The organism is Nocardioides sp. NPDC004968, from assembly GCF_040608935.1.
Classification (GTDB): domain Bacteria; phylum Actinomycetota; class Actinomycetes; order Propionibacteriales; family Nocardioidaceae; genus Nocardioides.
The window spans coordinates 64,295-79,852 of sequence record NZ_JBEXJF010000016.1; the positions used below are offsets into that span (position 1 = coordinate 64,295).

Annotated in this window: 20 protein-coding genes; 7 read left to right on the plus strand and 13 right to left on the minus strand. The window is 68.8% G+C overall.

Annotation, left to right across the window (positions count from 1 at the left end; all coding sequences use genetic code 11):
- Positions 1–31: 31 nt before the first annotated feature.
- The 4 genes from ABZU72_RS16505 to ABZU72_RS16520 all read left to right on the plus strand — a co-directional run bounded on the left by ABZU72_RS16505 (position 32) and on the right by ABZU72_RS16520 (position 3,689).
- Entirely contained in the window at positions 32–1,570 is a 1,539-nt protein-coding gene (locus tag ABZU72_RS16505; protein ID WP_355019921.1) for a molybdopterin-dependent oxidoreductase, read from the plus strand.
- Positions 1,571–1,652: 82 nt separating this feature from the next.
- Positions 1,653–2,300 (plus strand): fasciclin domain-containing protein, encoded by a 648-nt coding sequence (locus ABZU72_RS16510; protein ID WP_355019922.1) that lies wholly within the window; start codon positions 1,653–1,655, stop codon positions 2,298–2,300.
- 37 nt (positions 2,301–2,337) lie between these two features.
- The gene (gene sigK / locus ABZU72_RS16515) at positions 2,338–2,937 is read left to right on the plus strand and encodes an ECF RNA polymerase sigma factor SigK (RefSeq protein ID WP_355019923.1); all 600 of its coding nucleotides are present in this window, start codon (positions 2,338–2,340) and stop codon (positions 2,935–2,937) included.
- Positions 2,934–3,689 carry an anti-sigma factor gene (locus ABZU72_RS16520; protein WP_355019924.1) on the plus strand — a complete coding sequence of 252 codons (756 nt, stop codon included), beginning with the start codon at positions 2,934–2,936 and terminating at the stop codon, positions 3,687–3,689. Before sigK ends, ABZU72_RS16520 begins: the two co-directional genes overlap by 4 nt.
- 26 nt (positions 3,690–3,715) lie before the next feature.
- Here the strand turns inward: ABZU72_RS16520 and ABZU72_RS16525 are convergent, their stop codons facing one another.
- Positions 3,716–4,492, minus strand: a complete 777-nt coding sequence (locus ABZU72_RS16525; RefSeq protein ID WP_355019925.1) for an NPP1 family protein — start codon at positions 4,490–4,492, stop codon at positions 3,716–3,718.
- 135 nt (positions 4,493–4,627) lie between these two features.
- Here ABZU72_RS16525 and ABZU72_RS16530 point away from each other — a divergent pair, with 135 nt between their 5' ends.
- The gene (locus ABZU72_RS16530) at positions 4,628–5,071 is read left to right on the plus strand and encodes a hypothetical protein (protein WP_355019926.1); all 444 of its coding nucleotides are present in this window, start codon (positions 4,628–4,630) and stop codon (positions 5,069–5,071) included.
- Here the strand turns inward: ABZU72_RS16530 and ABZU72_RS16535 are convergent.
- The 12 genes from ABZU72_RS16535 to ABZU72_RS16590 form a co-directional block, all read right to left on the minus strand.
- On the minus strand, positions 5,065–5,727 hold the full coding sequence (locus ABZU72_RS16535) for a hypothetical protein (RefSeq protein WP_355019927.1): 663 nt from the start codon (positions 5,725–5,727) through the stop codon (positions 5,065–5,067). The two genes, ABZU72_RS16530 and ABZU72_RS16535, sit on opposite strands and share 7 nt — an antisense overlap.
- A gap of 19 nt (positions 5,728–5,746) precedes the next feature.
- Positions 5,747–7,513 carry a M91 family zinc metallopeptidase gene (locus tag ABZU72_RS16540; RefSeq protein WP_355019928.1) on the minus strand — a complete coding sequence of 589 codons (1,767 nt, stop codon included), beginning with the start codon at positions 7,511–7,513 and terminating at the stop codon, positions 5,747–5,749.
- Complete coding sequence (locus ABZU72_RS16545; protein WP_355019929.1) at positions 7,513–7,884, minus strand: hypothetical protein; 372 nt, start codon at positions 7,882–7,884, stop codon at positions 7,513–7,515. The genes ABZU72_RS16540 and ABZU72_RS16545 overlap by 1 nt, the downstream gene beginning before the upstream one ends.
- 113 nt (positions 7,885–7,997) lie before the next feature.
- Positions 7,998–8,444, minus strand: a complete 447-nt coding sequence (locus tag ABZU72_RS16550; RefSeq protein WP_355019930.1) for a hypothetical protein — start codon at positions 8,442–8,444, stop codon at positions 7,998–8,000.
- Positions 8,441–8,863 carry a hypothetical protein gene (locus tag ABZU72_RS16555; protein ID WP_355019931.1) on the minus strand — a complete coding sequence of 141 codons (423 nt, stop codon included), beginning with the start codon at positions 8,861–8,863 and terminating at the stop codon, positions 8,441–8,443. Before ABZU72_RS16555 ends, ABZU72_RS16550 begins: the two co-directional genes overlap by 4 nt.
- Positions 8,864–8,865: 2 nt before the next feature.
- Positions 8,866–9,225 (minus strand): hypothetical protein, encoded by a 360-nt coding sequence (locus ABZU72_RS16560; protein ID WP_355019932.1) that lies wholly within the window; start codon positions 9,223–9,225, stop codon positions 8,866–8,868.
- A 7-nt stretch (positions 9,226–9,232) separates the two neighbouring features.
- Positions 9,233–10,435, minus strand: a complete 1,203-nt coding sequence (locus ABZU72_RS16565; protein WP_355019933.1) for a hypothetical protein — start codon at positions 10,433–10,435, stop codon at positions 9,233–9,235.
- A 1-nt stretch (position 10,436) separates the two neighbouring features.
- The gene (locus ABZU72_RS16570) at positions 10,437–10,739 is read right to left on the minus strand and encodes a hypothetical protein (protein WP_355019934.1); all 303 of its coding nucleotides are present in this window, start codon (positions 10,737–10,739) and stop codon (positions 10,437–10,439) included.
- Between the two features lie 53 nt (positions 10,740–10,792).
- Positions 10,793–12,805 (minus strand): MDR family MFS transporter, encoded by a 2,013-nt coding sequence (locus ABZU72_RS16575; RefSeq protein WP_355019935.1) that lies wholly within the window; start codon positions 12,803–12,805, stop codon positions 10,793–10,795.
- Positions 12,806–12,878: 73 nt separating this feature from the next.
- Entirely contained in the window at positions 12,879–13,928 is a 1,050-nt protein-coding gene (locus tag ABZU72_RS16580) for a hypothetical protein (RefSeq protein ID WP_355019936.1), read from the minus strand.
- A 214-nt stretch (positions 13,929–14,142) separates the two neighbouring features.
- The gene (locus tag ABZU72_RS16585; protein WP_045546765.1) at positions 14,143–14,403 is read right to left on the minus strand and encodes a metal-sensitive transcriptional regulator; all 261 of its coding nucleotides are present in this window, start codon (positions 14,401–14,403) and stop codon (positions 14,143–14,145) included.
- Complete coding sequence (locus ABZU72_RS16590) at positions 14,387–14,809, minus strand: DUF302 domain-containing protein (protein WP_355019937.1); 423 nt, start codon at positions 14,807–14,809, stop codon at positions 14,387–14,389. The genes ABZU72_RS16585 and ABZU72_RS16590 overlap by 17 nt, the downstream gene beginning before the upstream one ends.
- 129 nt (positions 14,810–14,938) lie before the next feature.
- On the opposite strand from ABZU72_RS16590, the gene ABZU72_RS16595 reads away from it, so the two are divergent.
- Entirely contained in the window at positions 14,939–15,328 is a 390-nt protein-coding gene (locus ABZU72_RS16595; protein ID WP_355019938.1) for a carboxymuconolactone decarboxylase family protein, read from the plus strand.
- A gap of 35 nt (positions 15,329–15,363) precedes the next feature.
- Positions 15,364–15,534 carry a hypothetical protein gene (locus ABZU72_RS16600; protein WP_355019939.1) on the plus strand — a complete coding sequence of 57 codons (171 nt, stop codon included), beginning with the start codon at positions 15,364–15,366 and terminating at the stop codon, positions 15,532–15,534.
- The last annotated feature ends 24 nt before the right edge of the window (positions 15,535–15,558 follow it).

The following is a 15,558-nucleotide window of genomic DNA, read 5'->3' on the forward strand; positions in this document are numbered from 1 at the left end:
TCCGATCCGGGGGCGGGCGCGAATTCCCGCTATGAGACACCTGGATCGCCACACCCTCGCCCATGCCGCCGCCGGTGTGCTCGCCGGAGTGGCCGGAATGTCGGCCGCGCACCTCACCGCTGCGCTGCTCACACCGGCCTCGTCCCCCGCGCTCGCGGTCAGCACCGCGGTCATCGACGCCACGCCCACCCCGGTCAAGGAGTGGGCTGTACGCGAGCTCGGCAGCGCGGACAAGCCGATCCTGATCGGCAGCGTGCTGCTGGTCACGATCGCGTTCGCCGCCGTGATCGGCGTCGTGGCCCGCAGACGGCTGAGACTCGGCGTCGGGCTCATGGCCGGCCTGGTCCTGCTCGCCGGGGCCGCCGTGGTTCGCCAGCCGCTCTTCGAGGTCGCCAACCTGGTGCCCACGCTGGTGGCGCTCGTCCTCGGACCCGCCGTCCTCGTGCTGCTGACCCGCGCCCTGACCGTTGAGCGCACGCCGAGCCACCGGAGCGACACCCCGAGCGACAGCGCGGCCACGCGCCGCAGCGTACTGATCGGGTTCGGGGCCCTCGCCCTGCTCTCCGCCGCGGCAGCGACCGGCGGGCAGCTGATCGTGCGCGGACGTACGGCGCTCGCCGACATCATGCTGCCGCGGGTCCGCGACCCGTTGCCGGCGCTCCCGGCAGGGCTGGAGGAGACGCACCAGGGGATCTCCCGGTTCATCACCCGCAACCGCGACTTCTACCGTGTCGACACCAAGCTGGCCGTCCCGATCGTCGACCAGAACAGCTGGTCGCTGACCATCGACGGTGACGTCGAGCGCGAGCTCACCTTCAGCTACGACGACCTGCGCGCGCGGGAGAACGTCGAGTACGACATCACCCTGACCTGCGTCTCCAACGAGGTCGGCGGCAAGCTCGTCGGCGCGGCGCGCTGGACCGGTGTACCTCTCAAGGAGCTGCTCGACGAGGCCGGCGTCGGCGGCCGGGCCGACCAGATCCTCTCGACCGACGTCGAGGGCTTCACGATCAGCACGCCACTCGAGGCCGCGATGGACGGGCGCAACGCGATGGTCGCCCTCGGCATGAACGGCGAGGTCCTCCCCCGCACCCACGGCTTCCCGGCCAGGCTGGTGGTGCCCGGCCTCTACGGGTACGTCGGCGCCACCAAGTGGGTCACCAGGCTGACCCTGACGCGCTACGACGAGGCGACGGCCTACTGGACCGACCGCGACTGGGCCATCGATGCCCCGATCAAGCTGTCCAGCCGGATCGACACGCCCCGCCCGCTGAGCAACATCCCCTCAGGCCGCACCGTGATCGGCGGCGTCGCCTGGGCCCAGCACCACGGCGTCGCCAAGGTCGACGTACGCATCGACGGCGGCCGCTGGCAGCCCGCCGAGCTCGGCCCGGACGCCGGGATCGACTACTGGCGCCAGTGGTTCCTGCCCTGGGACGCCCAGCCCGGCAGTCATCAGCTGGCCGTTCGGGTCACCGATCGCGACGGCAACGTGCAGAGCGACGCGCGAGCCACCCCGTTCCCCGACGGGTCCAGCGGGATCCAGGAAATCGTCGTCACCGTCACCTGATCAGAAATTGGCGAAATCCGATTCGGCCACCGTGCCGAAGCCCTCATGACAGCAAGAGACCAACCCTCGAAAGGCTCTCCCAATGAAGCTCAACACGATCACCCGCACCGGCAGCGTCGCCGCGTCCATGGCGCTCCTGCTGGGTCTCGGTCTCTCGGCATGTGGTTCCGAGGACTCCGCGTCCGGCAGCGAAGGCGGGTCCAGCACCTCCGAGTCGACCGAGGCGGCTCCCGAGGAGTCCGAGAACATGGAGGCCGGCGCGCAGACGTTCGGCGAGGGCTGCAAGCTGATCCCCGCCGACGGCGAGGGCTCGTTCAACGGCATGTCCACGGCCCCGGTCGCCTCCGCGGCGAGCGCCAACCCGCTGCTCACGACGCTGGTGTCGGCCGTCGGCCAGGCCGAGCTCGTCGACACCCTGAACAGCGCCGACGCGCTGACCGTCTTCGCCCCGACCGACGACGCCTTCGCGAAGATCCCGAAGGCCGACCTGGACGCCGTCCTGGCCGACAAGGAGACGCTGACCAAGGTCCTCACCCACCACGTGGTGGCCGGTCAGCTCGGCCCGGACGAGGTCGCTGGTGAGCACGAGACCCTGGCCGGCGACATGATCACCGTCGAGGGCGAGGGCGAGGAGTTCACCGTGGGCAAGGAGAACGCCAAGGTTCTGTGCGGCAACATCCCGACCGCCAACGCCACGGTGTACGTCGTCGACACCGTTCTGATGCCCTGACCGGGACATCGGACCGGATATCCGCGAGGATCGATACATGAGACCGCTCAGCTCAGTTCCCTCCGGCGACTCGTCGCCGGAGGGAGCGGGGTCCCCGGGGCTTCCCGAGCTCCTCCGTCGCGTCGCCCGAGGCGATGAGGCCGCCTTCGCCGCCCTCTACGACGCGACCTCCGCCCGTGTGCACGGACTGGTGCTGCGGGTGGTGCGAGACCCGGCTCAGGCGGAGGAGGTCACCCAGGAGGCGTACCTCCAGGTGTGGCGTACCGCCAGCCGGTACGACGAGAACCTGGGCAGCGCCCATTCGTGGCTGCTGACACTGGCCCATCGTCGTGCCGTCGACCGGGTTCGATCCGCGGAGTCCGCCGGCCGCAACGACACGGCCTACCACGGCACCACCCAGACCCCGCCCCATGACACGACGGCCGAGGCCGTGGAGACCTCCTTGGAGGCTCGCCGCGTCCACACGGCCCTCGAAACCCTGACGGCAGTTCAACGTGAGGCGCTACAGCTGGCGTACTTCGGTGGTTACACCCACACTGAGGTCGCCGCCATGCTCGACCTGCCGATAGGCACTGCAAAGACCCGAATCCGGGATGGACTGATCCGGTTGCGCGACGCGATGGGAGTGAGCCGATGACCGCGCATGACATTCACGCCCTCTCCGGGGCGTACGCCGTCGACGCCCTCGACGACATCGAGCGCGCCCGGTTCGAGGAGCATCTCGCCGTGTGCGCCGACTGCCGTGACGAGGTGGCCAGCCTGCGCGACACCACCTGGATGCTCGGCGGCCTGACCGACACCGCTCCCTCGCCGGAGCTGCGCGACCGCCTGCTCGCCGGCATCAAGGAGATCCGGCCGCTTCCGCCCGAGACCACGCCGAAGCACAGAGCCATCGAGACTCCTGAGCCCTCGGACGCGTCGCCCGGCCGTCGACGGTTCGGTTGGCGTACGTTCGCCGCCGCAGCTGCGGTGCTGGCCGTCGTCGGCACCGGCACGGTCACCGCCGTCGAGCTGATCCGCGACGACTCCAGCCAGACCATGACGACCGCGGAGCGGGTGCTGAACGCGAAGGACGCCACCACCGTGGCCGTCGACCTGCCCGGCGACGCCCGGGCCCGGGTGGTCCGCTCGGTCTCGGAGAACAGGGCCGTGCTGGTCACCTCCAACATGCCGGCCGCGCCGACCGGCAAGGTCTACGAGCTCTGGCTCCAGCACGACGACGTCATGGTCCCCGCCGGCGTGATGCCCGCCGGCAGTGACCAGACCGTCGTCCTGCAGGGTGACGCCGGGGACGCGAGTGCGGCCGGGATCACCGTCGAGCCCGAGGGAGGCTCCGACGAACCCACCTCGGCCCCGATCGCACTGTTCGACTTCGCGCAGGCCACCTGACCTGCGCGAACGGGAGGCCGGCCGGCTCAGGCGTAGGGGTCGAGGGAGACCCCGGCCGGCTTCCCGGTCGCCAGTGCGTTGCCGAAGCGGGCGTCGGTGAGCTTGAAGGTGGCGGCGCCGAAGTCGGCTGCGACGAGGCGGTCGCGGATGCCGGCCGGGTAGTTGTCCCAGCCGACCAGGCCCTTCATCTGCCAGACACCCTCGTGGTTCTCGGGCGGCTCGTCTCCGCCACCGGTCTTGGGGAAGCGGAAGCAGTGGGTGCTGCCGCCGTCCTTGTGATAGACGGCCTTGGGGTGCGTACCGCCCTCGAACTGCAGCTCCGACTCCGGCTTGATCTGGTAGCCGGAGTGCTGAGAGACGGACATGAACCTCGCGTGACCGTCCTGCACCCACACGATGATGTGCTCCCAGTCGTGCCGGTGGCCGGCCGAGCCCGGGCCCCACGAGACCTGGTCCTTCTCGAAGTAGTAGCCGTAGAGGTACGCACACCAGCCGTTGTTGCACTTCGAGCGGGAGTAGACGTTGGTGCTCTGCAGGTCGGAGAGGTCGCGGCACTGGCCGTTGACCGTGCCGCCCATCGCCAGGCCGCCGTTGAGCGTGCCGTCCGGGCCGATCGCCGGGGTGCTGTAACAGCCGTCGGTGTCGAAGTCGAGCGCCGGCTGCCAGGTGCGGTCGCCCTCCGGGGCCGAGGCCGGCAGCGCCGGGGGCGGGGCGGCCCAGGCGGCCGCCGGAACGAGGGAGAGGAGTGCGGCGAGCGGAAGCGCCAGGGCGAGCTTGCGCGTGAGTCGTTTCCCGAGAGTCATGTGGGGTCCCTTGTTCGTGGGGGAAGGGGGTGCACAGATGCAACCAGTGCCGCGATCGCGTGACAACCCCTTGTGCGTGAACGCGCCGGTAACGCTGCTCACCGGTGGTCTCGCCGGCCCTGGTTGGATGGACCGGTGGACGCAACGCAGTGGCACGAACGGATCACCGCCGAGCTCGCCGGCCTCGGGCAGCAGGAGTTCGTGATCATCTCTGAACCCTCGCCGCCGGCCCCGGAACCGACGGGCTTCCTGGCTCGGCTCAGGTCGAAGTCGTCACGGACCGTGCCGTCTCGGTGGGGGCAGGTGCTGTGCGTCGACTCGGTTCTCTACGCGGAGTTCGCCGGTACGCAGCACATCGGCGGCACCTGGGAGGCCTCCACCGAGCAGCACGAGGCGCTGCGCGCGGCCGGCTGGTTGACCCCCGACGAGACCGACCCGATCGCTCCGGCGCCGGGGGTGCCGCACTACTGGCGCACCGTTCCCCAGGCCAAGGCAGCGCTCGTCGCCGGGCTCCTCGTCGACGCCTTCCGCATCCTCGGCGCCGACTACTCGACGCTTGCCATCAGGCGGGATCAGTAAGCGGAATCACTGGTCAACGCCTCGCTCGCACTGCAGAACAGATGCTGCGCATCGTGGCCGGCGTTGCCGTGCGCGAACGTGAGCGTCCCGTCTCCGGCGTCTTCCGATCTCAGCGCAGACGGGATCGGCGACGCGATGACACCGAGGCAGAAGCGTACGGCCATCAGGTTCTCGGGCAGTGTGATCTTCCCGTGCCCCAGGTCGTCACCGAAAGGCTGGTTGCGAGTGGCTGGTAGGTCCACGCTGGTCTCGACCGTCAGCGTCTTGCCTGGGGCGAGCATCTCGCCACCGCCGGTGGGCGCGACGGCCAGGTTGACCCCCGGAGGCCAGGGGAAGACCCGATGGGAGAGCACCAGGACTGGACCGTCGTCGCTGTTCTCGGCCGTGACGTAGGGCGCCGTGGACAGTTTTGTCCCGGCCCCCGACGGCACCAACGTTCGGTCGGCCACGAAGATCTCTGACGACTCGTTGTTGGTCACCGTGTAGGTCACCGACACCGACGTCGAGTCAGCCTCGATGTCGGCCGAGAAGTCGACCTTCGGCGCGGCCGCCGGCGAGCTCGGGTCGGGCGGCTCGCCACCGTTCTCGAACCCAGGCACATCTGATCCACCGCAACCGCTCAGTGCGGCAAGCAGGGCGGCGATCACCGAACCCATCAGGAGTTTCCTCATCGTCTCAGTAGTGTGGCCGGTTGGGCGCACCCATCTCCTCACGAAGTCCGTTCTCCGTCAGATCATAGGAGTGGTCGGGGTCGATCCGCTCCGGGGTGCTGGGGTCGTTGTCGTGGTCGATCGGCAGACCGACCGCCACCCGCTCACCCTGCTCGACGCCGTGGTTGGCCGTGTCGTCTCCGGAGTACTCCGTGCGGTCGAACTGGTCGTGGCGGAAGTCATAGGCGTGCGCCATCTCGTGGAACAGCACGACCACCGGCGGCCCTTCCTCGATCCAGTCGATGCGCGGCGAGTAGTTGATCCGCTCGCCACTGGGTTCGGCGGTGCTGTTGCTGTTGTCGGCGTACTCCGCGATCGTCAGGCCCTTCTTGTTGAAGCCGAGGAATCCGGAGTCGTCGTACGTCTTCTGGAAGTCCGCCAGCATCTGCTGCCCACGTGGGGACGCCGCCAGCAGCTCCAGATCGGCACGCACTCGGGCCTGGAACTCCGGGCTTCCCTCGATCTTGATGAACTCGGGGATCTCGTCGATCTGGACCTTCACCGTCTTCTCCGTGCCGGTTCCGGTGTCGCCGCTCTCGGCGTACGCGGTGTCGTCGCCCGAACCGCCCGCGATCGTGTCCGAGCCGGTGCCGGCGTATGCCACGTCGTCATCGCCGCCGCCGGTGATCCGATCGTCGCCGGAGCCTCCTGAAAGGGTGTCACGACCGGATCCGCCGACGATCCGGTCGTCGCCGGCACCACCCTCGAGGAAGTCGTTGCCGTTCTCACCTGCGACAACGTCGTTGCCGTCGAGGCCGTAGACCGAGTCGTTGCCTTCGCCACCGTAAAGGCGGTCGTCGCCGGTCTGGCCGTCGATGTAGTCGCGGTCTGCTCCACCGCTGACTCTGTCAGAGCCAGCGCCGGCGTCCACGTAGTCGTGACCGTCGAGACCGTAGACACTGTCATCACCGTCGCCACCCTGCACCGCGTCGTTGCCCTCTCCACCGATGAGGGTCACATCCAGGTCGACCCCCTTCGGCACACCGATGCGGTCGTTGCCGCCGCCGCCGCGCACGATGAGCTCTTGGTCCGCAGGCACGCGATACACGGTCTCTCCGCTGCTGTTCTTCACGACGACGATCTGCTCGCCGGTAGTGGGGTCGATGAAGACGGTGACCTCGTCATCCCCATCGCCCGTGCTGATCACGGTCTGGTCGCCGGACGTGATGATGCCGGTCCCCTGTGCCCCCGCAGGCAGCTCAAAGGCGTCGTCCGTGCCCTCCGCAACGGCCTGCCATACCCCGGCGATCTCCTGCCACTTGGCCGTGGCGGCGTCGAGAGCGTCGCGGTCCGTCGCGAGCTCGGAATCGAGACCACTGCGGATCTCGTTCGCGGCGCTGATCGCATCGTCGACTCGCTTGGACTCCTCCGGCGTCGACGGCTGGAAGATCACCTCGCCACCGATGCCCCTGGAATGGGGCACCCCGACCACCGTCGCCCAGGACTGGTCGAGACGACCTTGGGCGATGCGTACGGACCCCGCGGAGCGAGACAACAGGCTCGCGACCTTGTCAGCCAGGTCCGCCGCGGTGTCCAGATCGGTCATGACCTTCTTGCGGTGCTGGTCGTAGGAGTCGGCGGTCTTGCCTTCCCAGTCCGCGGCTCGGACCCGTCGGGAACCCGAGTCGACCGCGTCGCTCGACGAAGTCAGCGCGGTGCCGAGCACGGCCCATCGACCCGACGCCCGGTCCAGCTGACCGGCGTCCTCATCCAGATCCCACAGGCTGCTCATCAGCGGCCGCCCTCGTAGACGGACCAGTCGACGGTCGGGTTGTAGGGGAAGATCCCTCCGATACGGGGCGCCTCGGATCGCATCTTCGCCGCCGCGTCCTCATCAGAGGTCGCGAACAAGAACGCGCAGGCGTAGATGTCGTCCATGTCCTGCTCGAGCACACCAGCCAGTCGACCGATGGCGGTGCCCGCAGCGTCGCTCACGCTGACGTGCGCGGTGATCAGGCCCGGCCCGCCGGGCGAGTTGCCTGCCGCGGTGCCCGGGATGTCCAACTCCGCCACGTTGTCGGTGAAACCATCTCGTGCGGTGTCTGCTGCTGTGCGCAGGTCATCGGCGAGCGTGGTGAGCGACTCGGGAATGCTGATGGTCATGCGATGGCCCCCAAAGGTTCAGCCAGAAGTGATCCTGGTTAGGTCCTTCCCCGAACCAGCCGCTCTCAAACCGAAATGCCGATGATTTTACCTATCTGAGACGCACGGGCGGCTCAGTAGGCGCCGAGCTGCTGGCAGAGCATGCGGTAGAAGGCGGTGTTGGTCATCGGGGTGAGCCTGTCCTCCAGCGCGAGGTGGAGGCCGTCGGGGCCGTTGATGCCGGCGAGCTGCCACGGGCCGACCGTGATCGACCAGGCGGTGCGGGCACCGAGCTCCGTCAGGACCACGTCGCGAGCGTCCTGGTCCTCGCTCAACAGCTCGGCCATCCGGGCGGTCGGGAACGGGCGTACCGACCCGGCCGCGCCCTTGACCGGGCGGACCTTCAGGGTGCGGACCAGGCTCGGGACCAGGTGACCTCGCGGGAGGTCGAGGGGCTGCGTACGGGTGCCGTCGACGCCGAGCTCGAGGTGGATGCCCGTGGGGTCGACCGCGGCGCGGTGCTCGAGGCGTCCGCCGGGACCGGCGAGGATCCAGACGACCTCCGTGGCAGCGGAGCTCATGCCGGGCTCCAGGTCGCGGCAGCGGCGTCGATCTGGGCGGCCCAGGTCGCATAGTCGCTGGTCAGGACTGTAGCGGTCAGCGTGTGACCGACTCCGTCGATCGCCACGAACCACTGCTCCATGGTCAGCGCGGAGCCGCCCGGCCCGTCGTACATCGCCAGCCGCCGCCCCGCCTCCTGCCCGGCGATCGTGAGGCGCTCGAGGTCGATCGGCGTGTAGCCCGGCATCATCTCGGTGAACGCCATCTCGGAACCGACCTGCCAGTCGCGGAACCCCAGCTCGCCGTTGGTCTGGGCGGTCACCGTGAAGTTGGAGCGGAAGGTGCCACTCGCTGGCGCGAGCGCCAGGAAACGTACGCCCTCGGGTGGCTCGACGCTCTCCCAGCCTTCCGGGAGCGTCATCGTCGTCTGATCAGACATGGTCACTTCTTTCCTGCGGTGCGCTTCTTCTTCGGGCGCGAATCGCGATACCACTTCGGCTTGATGAACGACGGGGTGGGCACGATGACCAGCAGCGGATAGACGATGCAGGTGAGCAGGAAGAGTCCACCGATGATCGTCCATGCCGCGGTCTGCTCCGGCACCAGCCCGAACGCCGTCGAGCCGGTGATGGCCAGCGCGGAGATGCAGGGCAGGTGGATGAGCACGACGTCCTCGCCCACACCGCCGCGGTTCCACGCGGTTGCCCAGGAACGGGCACGAGCCGAAAGCCCGAGATGTTGCCAGATGCTGACCCCGGCGCCGATGACTCCGGCGGCGAGGATGAGTGCGGCCCAGATCATTGCGGTCCTAGTCCCAGAAGGTGATGGCGTCGCCGACATCGGAGGCTACCTCGCCGGCGCCCTCCGCGAAGTCGCTGACCCCGTCGACCACCGCCTCGCCGAGCTCACCGGCCTCGTCGACCACGAAGTCGGCCGCCTTGCCGGCCAGCCCGGAGCCGATCGCACCACCGATCACGCCGCCGACGACACCGCCGATGACCGTGCCCGGGCCGGGGAAGATGCTGCCGATAGCGGCACCGGCCTGGGCCCCGGCCCAGGCCCCACCCGCGGCGCCAGCAGTCGTGATCGCCGACGTGCTCACCGTGCGGCTCACCCGCTCCGTCGTCGACAGCGACGGGTCGTCGGCGTCCTTCTGCCACTGCTCCCACCCCGAGGCGCCGGCCGTGACCACCCAGCCGGCCCGGGTCGCCCACTTGCCCGCGGTCAGCCACTTGCCGCGTACGGCTGCCTTGTTGGCCTTCGCGTGCCAGTTCTTGTCGTTGAGAACCTTGGCTGCCCGCTCGAGCTTGGTCAGGCTCGACGGACTGGCGAACCGGCCGTTCACCCGCGGCTGGAACGTGCCGTAACGGCTCTTCACCATCCAGTCGACGCCGACACCGGCGCCCAGACCGGCCAGCCCCAGGGCGTACGCACCGATCTGCATGCTGTCGGAGAAGTCCTTCGGCAGCAGGCCCAGGTCTTCCAGGCGGTCCTCGATCCAGCCGTCGCCGGTCGACTTCGAGATCGCCTTGCCGAGGTCCTCGTGGGCGTTGTCCTCGTCCTTGCGAGCAGTCTCGACCCGGCTGACCAGGTCGTTCCACTTCTCGACCTTGGTGTTGTGGGCGTTGACGTCGCCCTCGGAGGCGTCCTCGCCCGGGTCGGTCGGCGGCGAGATCATGGTGCCGCTGACGGTGAGCCCAGCGCCACTGGCCTCGGTGCGGATCGTCGACATCTTGGTCTCGACCGCCTTCAGGTCACCCGAGAAGGTCGAGAGGCCCTTGCCCATGGCCTCGATCCGCGACTCGAGCTGACGCAGGTCGCTCTTGCGCCTCTCCGCCTTCGACTCGAAGGCGGCGCCGGCCTGGCCCTTCCACGAGCCGGCAGTCTTGATCGCCTTGCCGAGATCGGCGAGGGCCTCACCGACCCCGTCCTTGGCGGTCGTGCACGCGTCCGCCGCTGTCTGCGCTTCCGACGCGTCGCCGTAGACCTTCGTGTCCATCGCCTCAGCCATCTCAGTTGCCCCTCACCCTCTGCTCCTGGCGCCGGCCCGCATCGCCGGCCCCGTGATCGGCCGTGGTCGCATGGTCGAGAGCGTTCTGTACGCCGTCGCTGAGTGACCCGAGGCCTTCCGCCATCCCTCCGACGGCTGCCGCCAGCGACGCGAGCGCGGTCGCGACCTCGGAGGACGACTCGCCAACGTCAGGCGTCTTCTGCAGCGGCTTGGCCTCCTTGAAGAGATCGCCGCCGGCGGTGTCGAGCGTGCTCTTGATGGACCTGAGATCGTCGGGATTGACGTGCATGTCGTCGTCACTCATGCCTTCGTCCTACCCGCTTTCGCCGATTTCAAACACGACGAAAGTAAAAAGCCCTATAGGGCCGCCTCGGCCGGGCTCCGCACGTCGTGCTCACCCTCGACGAACCTGCGGGAGAGCACGGCGAGCGCCTCATCGAGCTTCGCGTCGTCGGCGCCCCAGTCGGAGAGCTCGTTGGCCAGCCACTGCTTGAACGCAGCGACCAGCTTGTCGAGCTCCTCCTTGCCCGCCTCCGTCAGGGCGTACGCCGACTCGTCGCCGTGTAGGTAGCCCTCCGCCGCGGCGGTGGCGAATGCCGGCGCCAGCACCGCGCCCGGCATCCCGAGGCGGTGACCGATCGCGACCAGCGAGGTCTCACCTCCGACCCACTCGCGGATCCCGATCTGGCGTACGCACCACGCGGTCGCGGCGTCGAGATCGACCGCCGACTCCCGGAGCATCGTGAAGGTCTCCGGCGGCTGGCGGCGGACGAGCTGGGCGACGGCGGCATCGAGACGCATCGCGCTGTCGGAGGAGTTGGGCATCGCGAAGCCGTCGCCCGTGTCGGTCGCGGCCGCCCTCGAGGTGCCACGCAGGGGCACTTCCTTGAGGAGGAGCGCGACCAGGAACGCCAGCCCGGCGACGGGGACCGCGGCGAAGAAGACGACCTGCAGCGTCTCCGCGTAGGCACTGATGATCGGCGCGCTCTGGGCGTCGGGCAGCGAGTGGAGAAGGGCTGGTGTCGCAACCTCGTCCGGGGAGACTCCGGCCGTGGTGAGGGCCGCGGGGAGCCGGTCGGCGAGCCCGTTGGCGTAGACGGTGCCCATGATCGAGGCGCCGAACGAGCTGCCCATCGTCCGGAAGAACGTGACGCCCGAGGTCGCGACGCCGAGGTCCTCGTAGGCCGCGGTGTTCTGCACGATGATCGTCAGGATCTGCATGCTCAGGCCGACACCCATGCCCATGATCAGCAGGTACAGCGACATCATCGGGGTGCTGGTGTCGGCGTCCATCGTCGAGAGCAGATAGAGCCCCAGCGCCATGATCAGCGCACCGGCGACCGGGAAGACCTTGTATCGCCCCGTCCGACCCACGATCGAACCCGCAACCGTCGATGTGACCAGCAGACCGACGACCATCGGCAGGGTGCGGATCCCGGACGACGTCGCGGAGACGCCGTGGACGTACTGCATGTAGGTCGGCAGGTAGGTCATCGCGCCGAGCATCGCGAAGCCGACGATGAACGAGAGCACGACGCTGACCGTGAACACCCGGTCCCGGAACAGCCGCAACGGCAGGATCGGAGAGACCGCCCGCGACTCGACCCAGACGAAGATCGCGAACGCAACCGCCGAGCCGATGAACAGGCCGACGATGGTCGCCGATCCCCAGGCGTACTCCGTCCCGCCCCAGCTGACGGCCAGCGTCAGCATCGAGGCGCCGAGGCCGACGAAGAGAATGCCGAGGTAGTCGATCGAGGGTCGTTTGCCGCGGGCGATCTGCGGCAGCGTCAGGCTGGCGATCGCGATCACGGCGATGCCGAGCGGCAGGTTGATGTAGAACGCCCAGCGCCAGGAGAGGTGGTCGGTGAAGACGCCGCCGAGGAGCGGCCCGAGGACGGTGGTGACGCCGAAGACCGCCCCGAGGGCGCCCTGGTACTTCCCTCGCTCCCGCAGCGGGATGACGTCGCCGATCAGCGCCGTCGCGGTCACCATCAGGCCACCGGCGCCGATGCCCTGCACCGCTCGCGCGCCGATCAGCCAGGCCATGTCGGTCGCAAACCCGCACGCGGCCGAGGCGAGGATGAAGAGCCCGGCGGAGACCTGCAGCATCAGCTTGCGGCCGAAGAGGTCACCGAACTTGCCGGCGAGCACGGTCGCCACCGTCTCGGCCAGAAGGTAGGACGACACCACCCACGACAGGTGGCCGGCACCTCCGACGTCGGCCACGATCGTCGGCAGCGCTGTCGACACGATCGTCTGGTCGAGCGCCGCGAGCAGCATGCCGAGCATCACGGTGCCGAAGATGAGATTGATCCGGCGCCGACTCAGCTGAGGCTCGACGTCCGATGCCGCCTGCGGTGCTGCCATTGCGACCCCCACGGTCTCGACTGGAATCAAACTAAGCCAAACTCCAGGTCGGGACGAGGGGCCTCGCGGAGTGTCAAGCAGCCTCCTCGTGGTGGTCGGCCAGGTCCCGGATGAGGCTCGCCGCCGGCTCGTGGACGAATTCGGCGAACCCGCCGAGCGCGGCAAGCGCATCGGGCGGTGTGCCTGAACTGAGCGCGGTGATCGTCGCCGGTCGCATCAGCCACGCGGCCAGACACGCGGGATAGTCGGCCGGATGGTTGAACAGCTCGTCGAGCTCGCCCAGCCCGTCGTCATCGGGATTCCTGAACGCATGCAGACCCGCGTCCATGGCGAGGTTGACCAGTCCGTACGGAATGTCGGTGAGCAAGCCGTAGTCGCGCAGCCCGCGGTGGGTCCAGATCTCCCCCGGCTCGCGACCCGGCCTCCCGGTCCTGTCACGCAGCGCGTCGATCCACCGCTCCGGTTCATCCGCGACGGCGTACGCCACCTCCTCGGGCACCCGAAGCGGAGCTGTCTCGAACATCAGGCCGTCGTCGATCGGCACGATCCGGCCGATCACGCACTCCCCGTCGTCGACGAGCAGTCCGGCACCGATGTTGATCGTGGTCAGCTGCTCGCCGGTCCTCGGATCCTCCCAGAGCAGGTGTCGCGGCTCGTGTCCCAGCAGCCGTAGGCCACGCATCGGCGCCCGCACCCACTCCCAGATCCGGTCGGCGCCGGCGATGAGGTCGCCGGACGCGTTGTGACGCAGGAACGCTTCGAGCCCGCCGAGCTCGTAGAGGAACGTCTGGCGATAGACCCAGTCGCGATCCAAGATCTGGATCCGGTCGTCCTCCCGGTCACGTCCGGGGTCGGGACCGCCGCGGACGTCCAGTGCGACCCGGATCGCCTTCGACATCCGCCACTGGTTGCGCGCCTGGGTGCTCTGCATCGCCTGCGCGACGATCCACCGCGAATGCGCCCACCTCGGCATGAGCGCCTCGAGCAGCCGCAGCTGTTCCAGCCGCTCGAGGCGCGACGGATGCCAGAACTGCTCCTTGTCGAGCTGGGCGCTGGTCGTATGGATGATCTCCAGGGCCGACTTCACATCCCCGCGGGCCTCGGCGTCGTTCACCGCGAACATCGCCGGCCAATAGGGACTGTCGACGACCTTCTCCGCGAACGACCGCCGCCGCGGATCCCCGGGCCTGTTCGGTGGACGAGGTGACTTCTCACGCTTCTTTCGTTTGGGCATGACCCCAGCAGACCCCGGATCCGTACGCCCCGCCAGCGCCTATCACCGGCCTGTGGATAACCCTGTCCCGGAGGTCGCCTGTGGACAGTGATCGGCCCGCCGATCAGGCAAGAGCGAGGAAGAGCTTCTCCATCTTCTTGGTGTCGACACTGTCGCGCCCGCCCTCGGCGAGGCACTTCTCCAGCCCGGTGGCGACCAGCGCGTAACCACCTCGGCTGACCGCCTTGTTGACCGCCGCGAGCTGGGTCAGTGCGTCCTCGCACTCCGACCCCTCCTCGAGCATCCGGATGACCGACGCCAAGTGGCCGTTGGCCCGCTTGAGTCGGGTGATGATGGCCTTGATCTCGTCAGGCTCGAGCTGCATCGTCGTCCTTCTTCTCTCCCGTGAGTGCTTCCAACATGCCAATGAGGCGCTGACGCGCGTCCGCTGCGACCTCGGCGACGCCGGCGTCCGAGCTGAACGAGGTCATCGCGGCCGGGTCGAAGACCTCCACCCGGGTCTCCTCGCCCTCCGCAGCGACCACGACGTTGCACGGCAGCATCGTCGCGATCCGCGGGTCTGCCTCGAGCGCGCGATGTGCGAGCTGGGGCATGCAGGCTCCGAGGATCACCTGCTGCGGGATATCCACGCCGAGCTTGGCGCGCAGGGTCGCGGTCAGGTCGATCTCGGTGAGGACGCCGAATCCGGCGTCGCCGAGGAGGTCTCGTACGCGCGCCAAGGTCTCCGCGTACGACGCGGGGACGGTGGCGCTCAGGGTGAAGCTGGTCATCGGTTCTCCTTCGTCTTCAGCGATTCTATAACCCCCCGGGGGGTTATGCTACCGTCCTAAGTGTAACCCCCCGGGGGGTTACGACGCTGAGGAGAGACACCTCCTCCACCGCGGCCGAAAGGAGCCATCATGACCACCACTACTGACCATGCCTCGCCCCACGGCAAGAGCGTCCTGCGGGACCTGGGGCCGCTCCACCAGGAGCTACGCCGCGCCATCCCCGACGTCTACAAGGGCTGGGGCGGGCTCTCCAAGGCGGCCTTCGCTGACGGTGCGCTCGACCGTAAGACCAAGGAGCTGATCGCCTTCGCGATCGGCGTCGTCGAAGGCTGCGACGGCTGCATCGCCTCCCACGGCCAGGCCGCCGCTCGCGCCGGCGCGAGCCCGCAGGAGGCAGCCGAGGCCATCGGCGTCACCTTCCTCATGCACGGCGGTCCCGCCACCATCCACGGCGCACGCGCCTTCGACGCCTTCTGCGAGTTCGTCGACGCCCTCGACGCCGGCGAACCTCCCGCCTGACCACCACCCAGATCCACAGAAGCAGGAACCCAACAATGTGTCGCCCCGTCCGCTGCAAGAAGTGCAGGAAGACCACCTGGGCCGGCTGCGGCCGCCACGTCGCCGCCGTCAAGGCCTCCGTGCCCACCGGTCAGTGGTGCCCCGGGCACTCCGCCGACCCCAAGGACCCCAACGGCACCTGGCTGAGCCGCATCCTCGGCCACTGACGTCTCGGCGTCTCCAAATAGATC

Coding starts and splice junctions, on each gene's coding strand:
- ABZU72_RS16575 (WP_355019935.1), bottom strand. CDS start 12,805: ATGGCAGCACCGCAGGCGGCATCGGACGTCGAGCCTCAGCTGAGTCGG.
- ABZU72_RS16540 (WP_355019928.1), bottom strand. CDS start 7,513: ATGAGCAGCCTGTGGGATCTGGATGAGGACGCCGGTCAGCTGGACCGG.
- ABZU72_RS16600 (WP_355019939.1), top strand. CDS start 15,364: ATGTGTCGCCCCGTCCGCTGCAAGAAGTGCAGGAAGACCACCTGGGCC.
- ABZU72_RS16565 (WP_355019933.1), bottom strand. CDS start 10,435: ATGGCTGAGGCGATGGACACGAAGGTCTACGGCGACGCGTCGGAAGCG.
- ABZU72_RS16555 (WP_355019931.1), bottom strand. CDS start 8,863: ATGTCTGATCAGACGACGATGACGCTCCCGGAAGGCTGGGAGAGCGTC.
- ABZU72_RS16510 (WP_355019922.1), top strand. CDS start 1,653: ATGAAGCTCAACACGATCACCCGCACCGGCAGCGTCGCCGCGTCCATG.
- ABZU72_RS16550 (WP_355019930.1), bottom strand. CDS start 8,444: ATGAGCTCCGCTGCCACGGAGGTCGTCTGGATCCTCGCCGGTCCCGGC.
- ABZU72_RS16560 (WP_355019932.1), bottom strand. CDS start 9,225: ATGATCTGGGCCGCACTCATCCTCGCCGCCGGAGTCATCGGCGCCGGG.
- ABZU72_RS16545 (WP_355019929.1), bottom strand. CDS start 7,884: ATGACCATCAGCATTCCCGAGTCGCTCACCACGCTCGCCGATGACCTG.
- ABZU72_RS16520 (WP_355019924.1), top strand. CDS start 2,934: ATGACCGCGCATGACATTCACGCCCTCTCCGGGGCGTACGCCGTCGAC.
- sigK (WP_355019923.1), top strand. CDS start 2,338: ATGAGACCGCTCAGCTCAGTTCCCTCCGGCGACTCGTCGCCGGAGGGA.
- ABZU72_RS16595 (WP_355019938.1), top strand. CDS start 14,939: ATGACCACCACTACTGACCATGCCTCGCCCCACGGCAAGAGCGTCCTG.
- ABZU72_RS16570 (WP_355019934.1), bottom strand. CDS start 10,739: ATGAGTGACGACGACATGCACGTCAATCCCGACGATCTCAGGTCCATC.
- ABZU72_RS16580 (WP_355019936.1), bottom strand. CDS start 13,928: ATGTTCGCGGTGAACGACGCCGAGGCCCGCGGGGATGTGAAGTCGGCC.
- ABZU72_RS16525 (WP_355019925.1), bottom strand. CDS start 4,492: ATGACTCTCGGGAAACGACTCACGCGCAAGCTCGCCCTGGCGCTTCCG.
- ABZU72_RS16535 (WP_355019927.1), bottom strand. CDS start 5,727: ATGGGTTCGGTGATCGCCGCCCTGCTTGCCGCACTGAGCGGTTGCGGT.
- ABZU72_RS16590 (WP_355019937.1), bottom strand. CDS start 14,809: ATGACCAGCTTCACCCTGAGCGCCACCGTCCCCGCGTCGTACGCGGAG.
- ABZU72_RS16505 (WP_355019921.1), top strand. CDS start 32: ATGAGACACCTGGATCGCCACACCCTCGCCCATGCCGCCGCCGGTGTG.
- ABZU72_RS16585 (WP_045546765.1), bottom strand. CDS start 14,403: ATGCAGCTCGAGCCTGACGAGATCAAGGCCATCATCACCCGACTCAAG.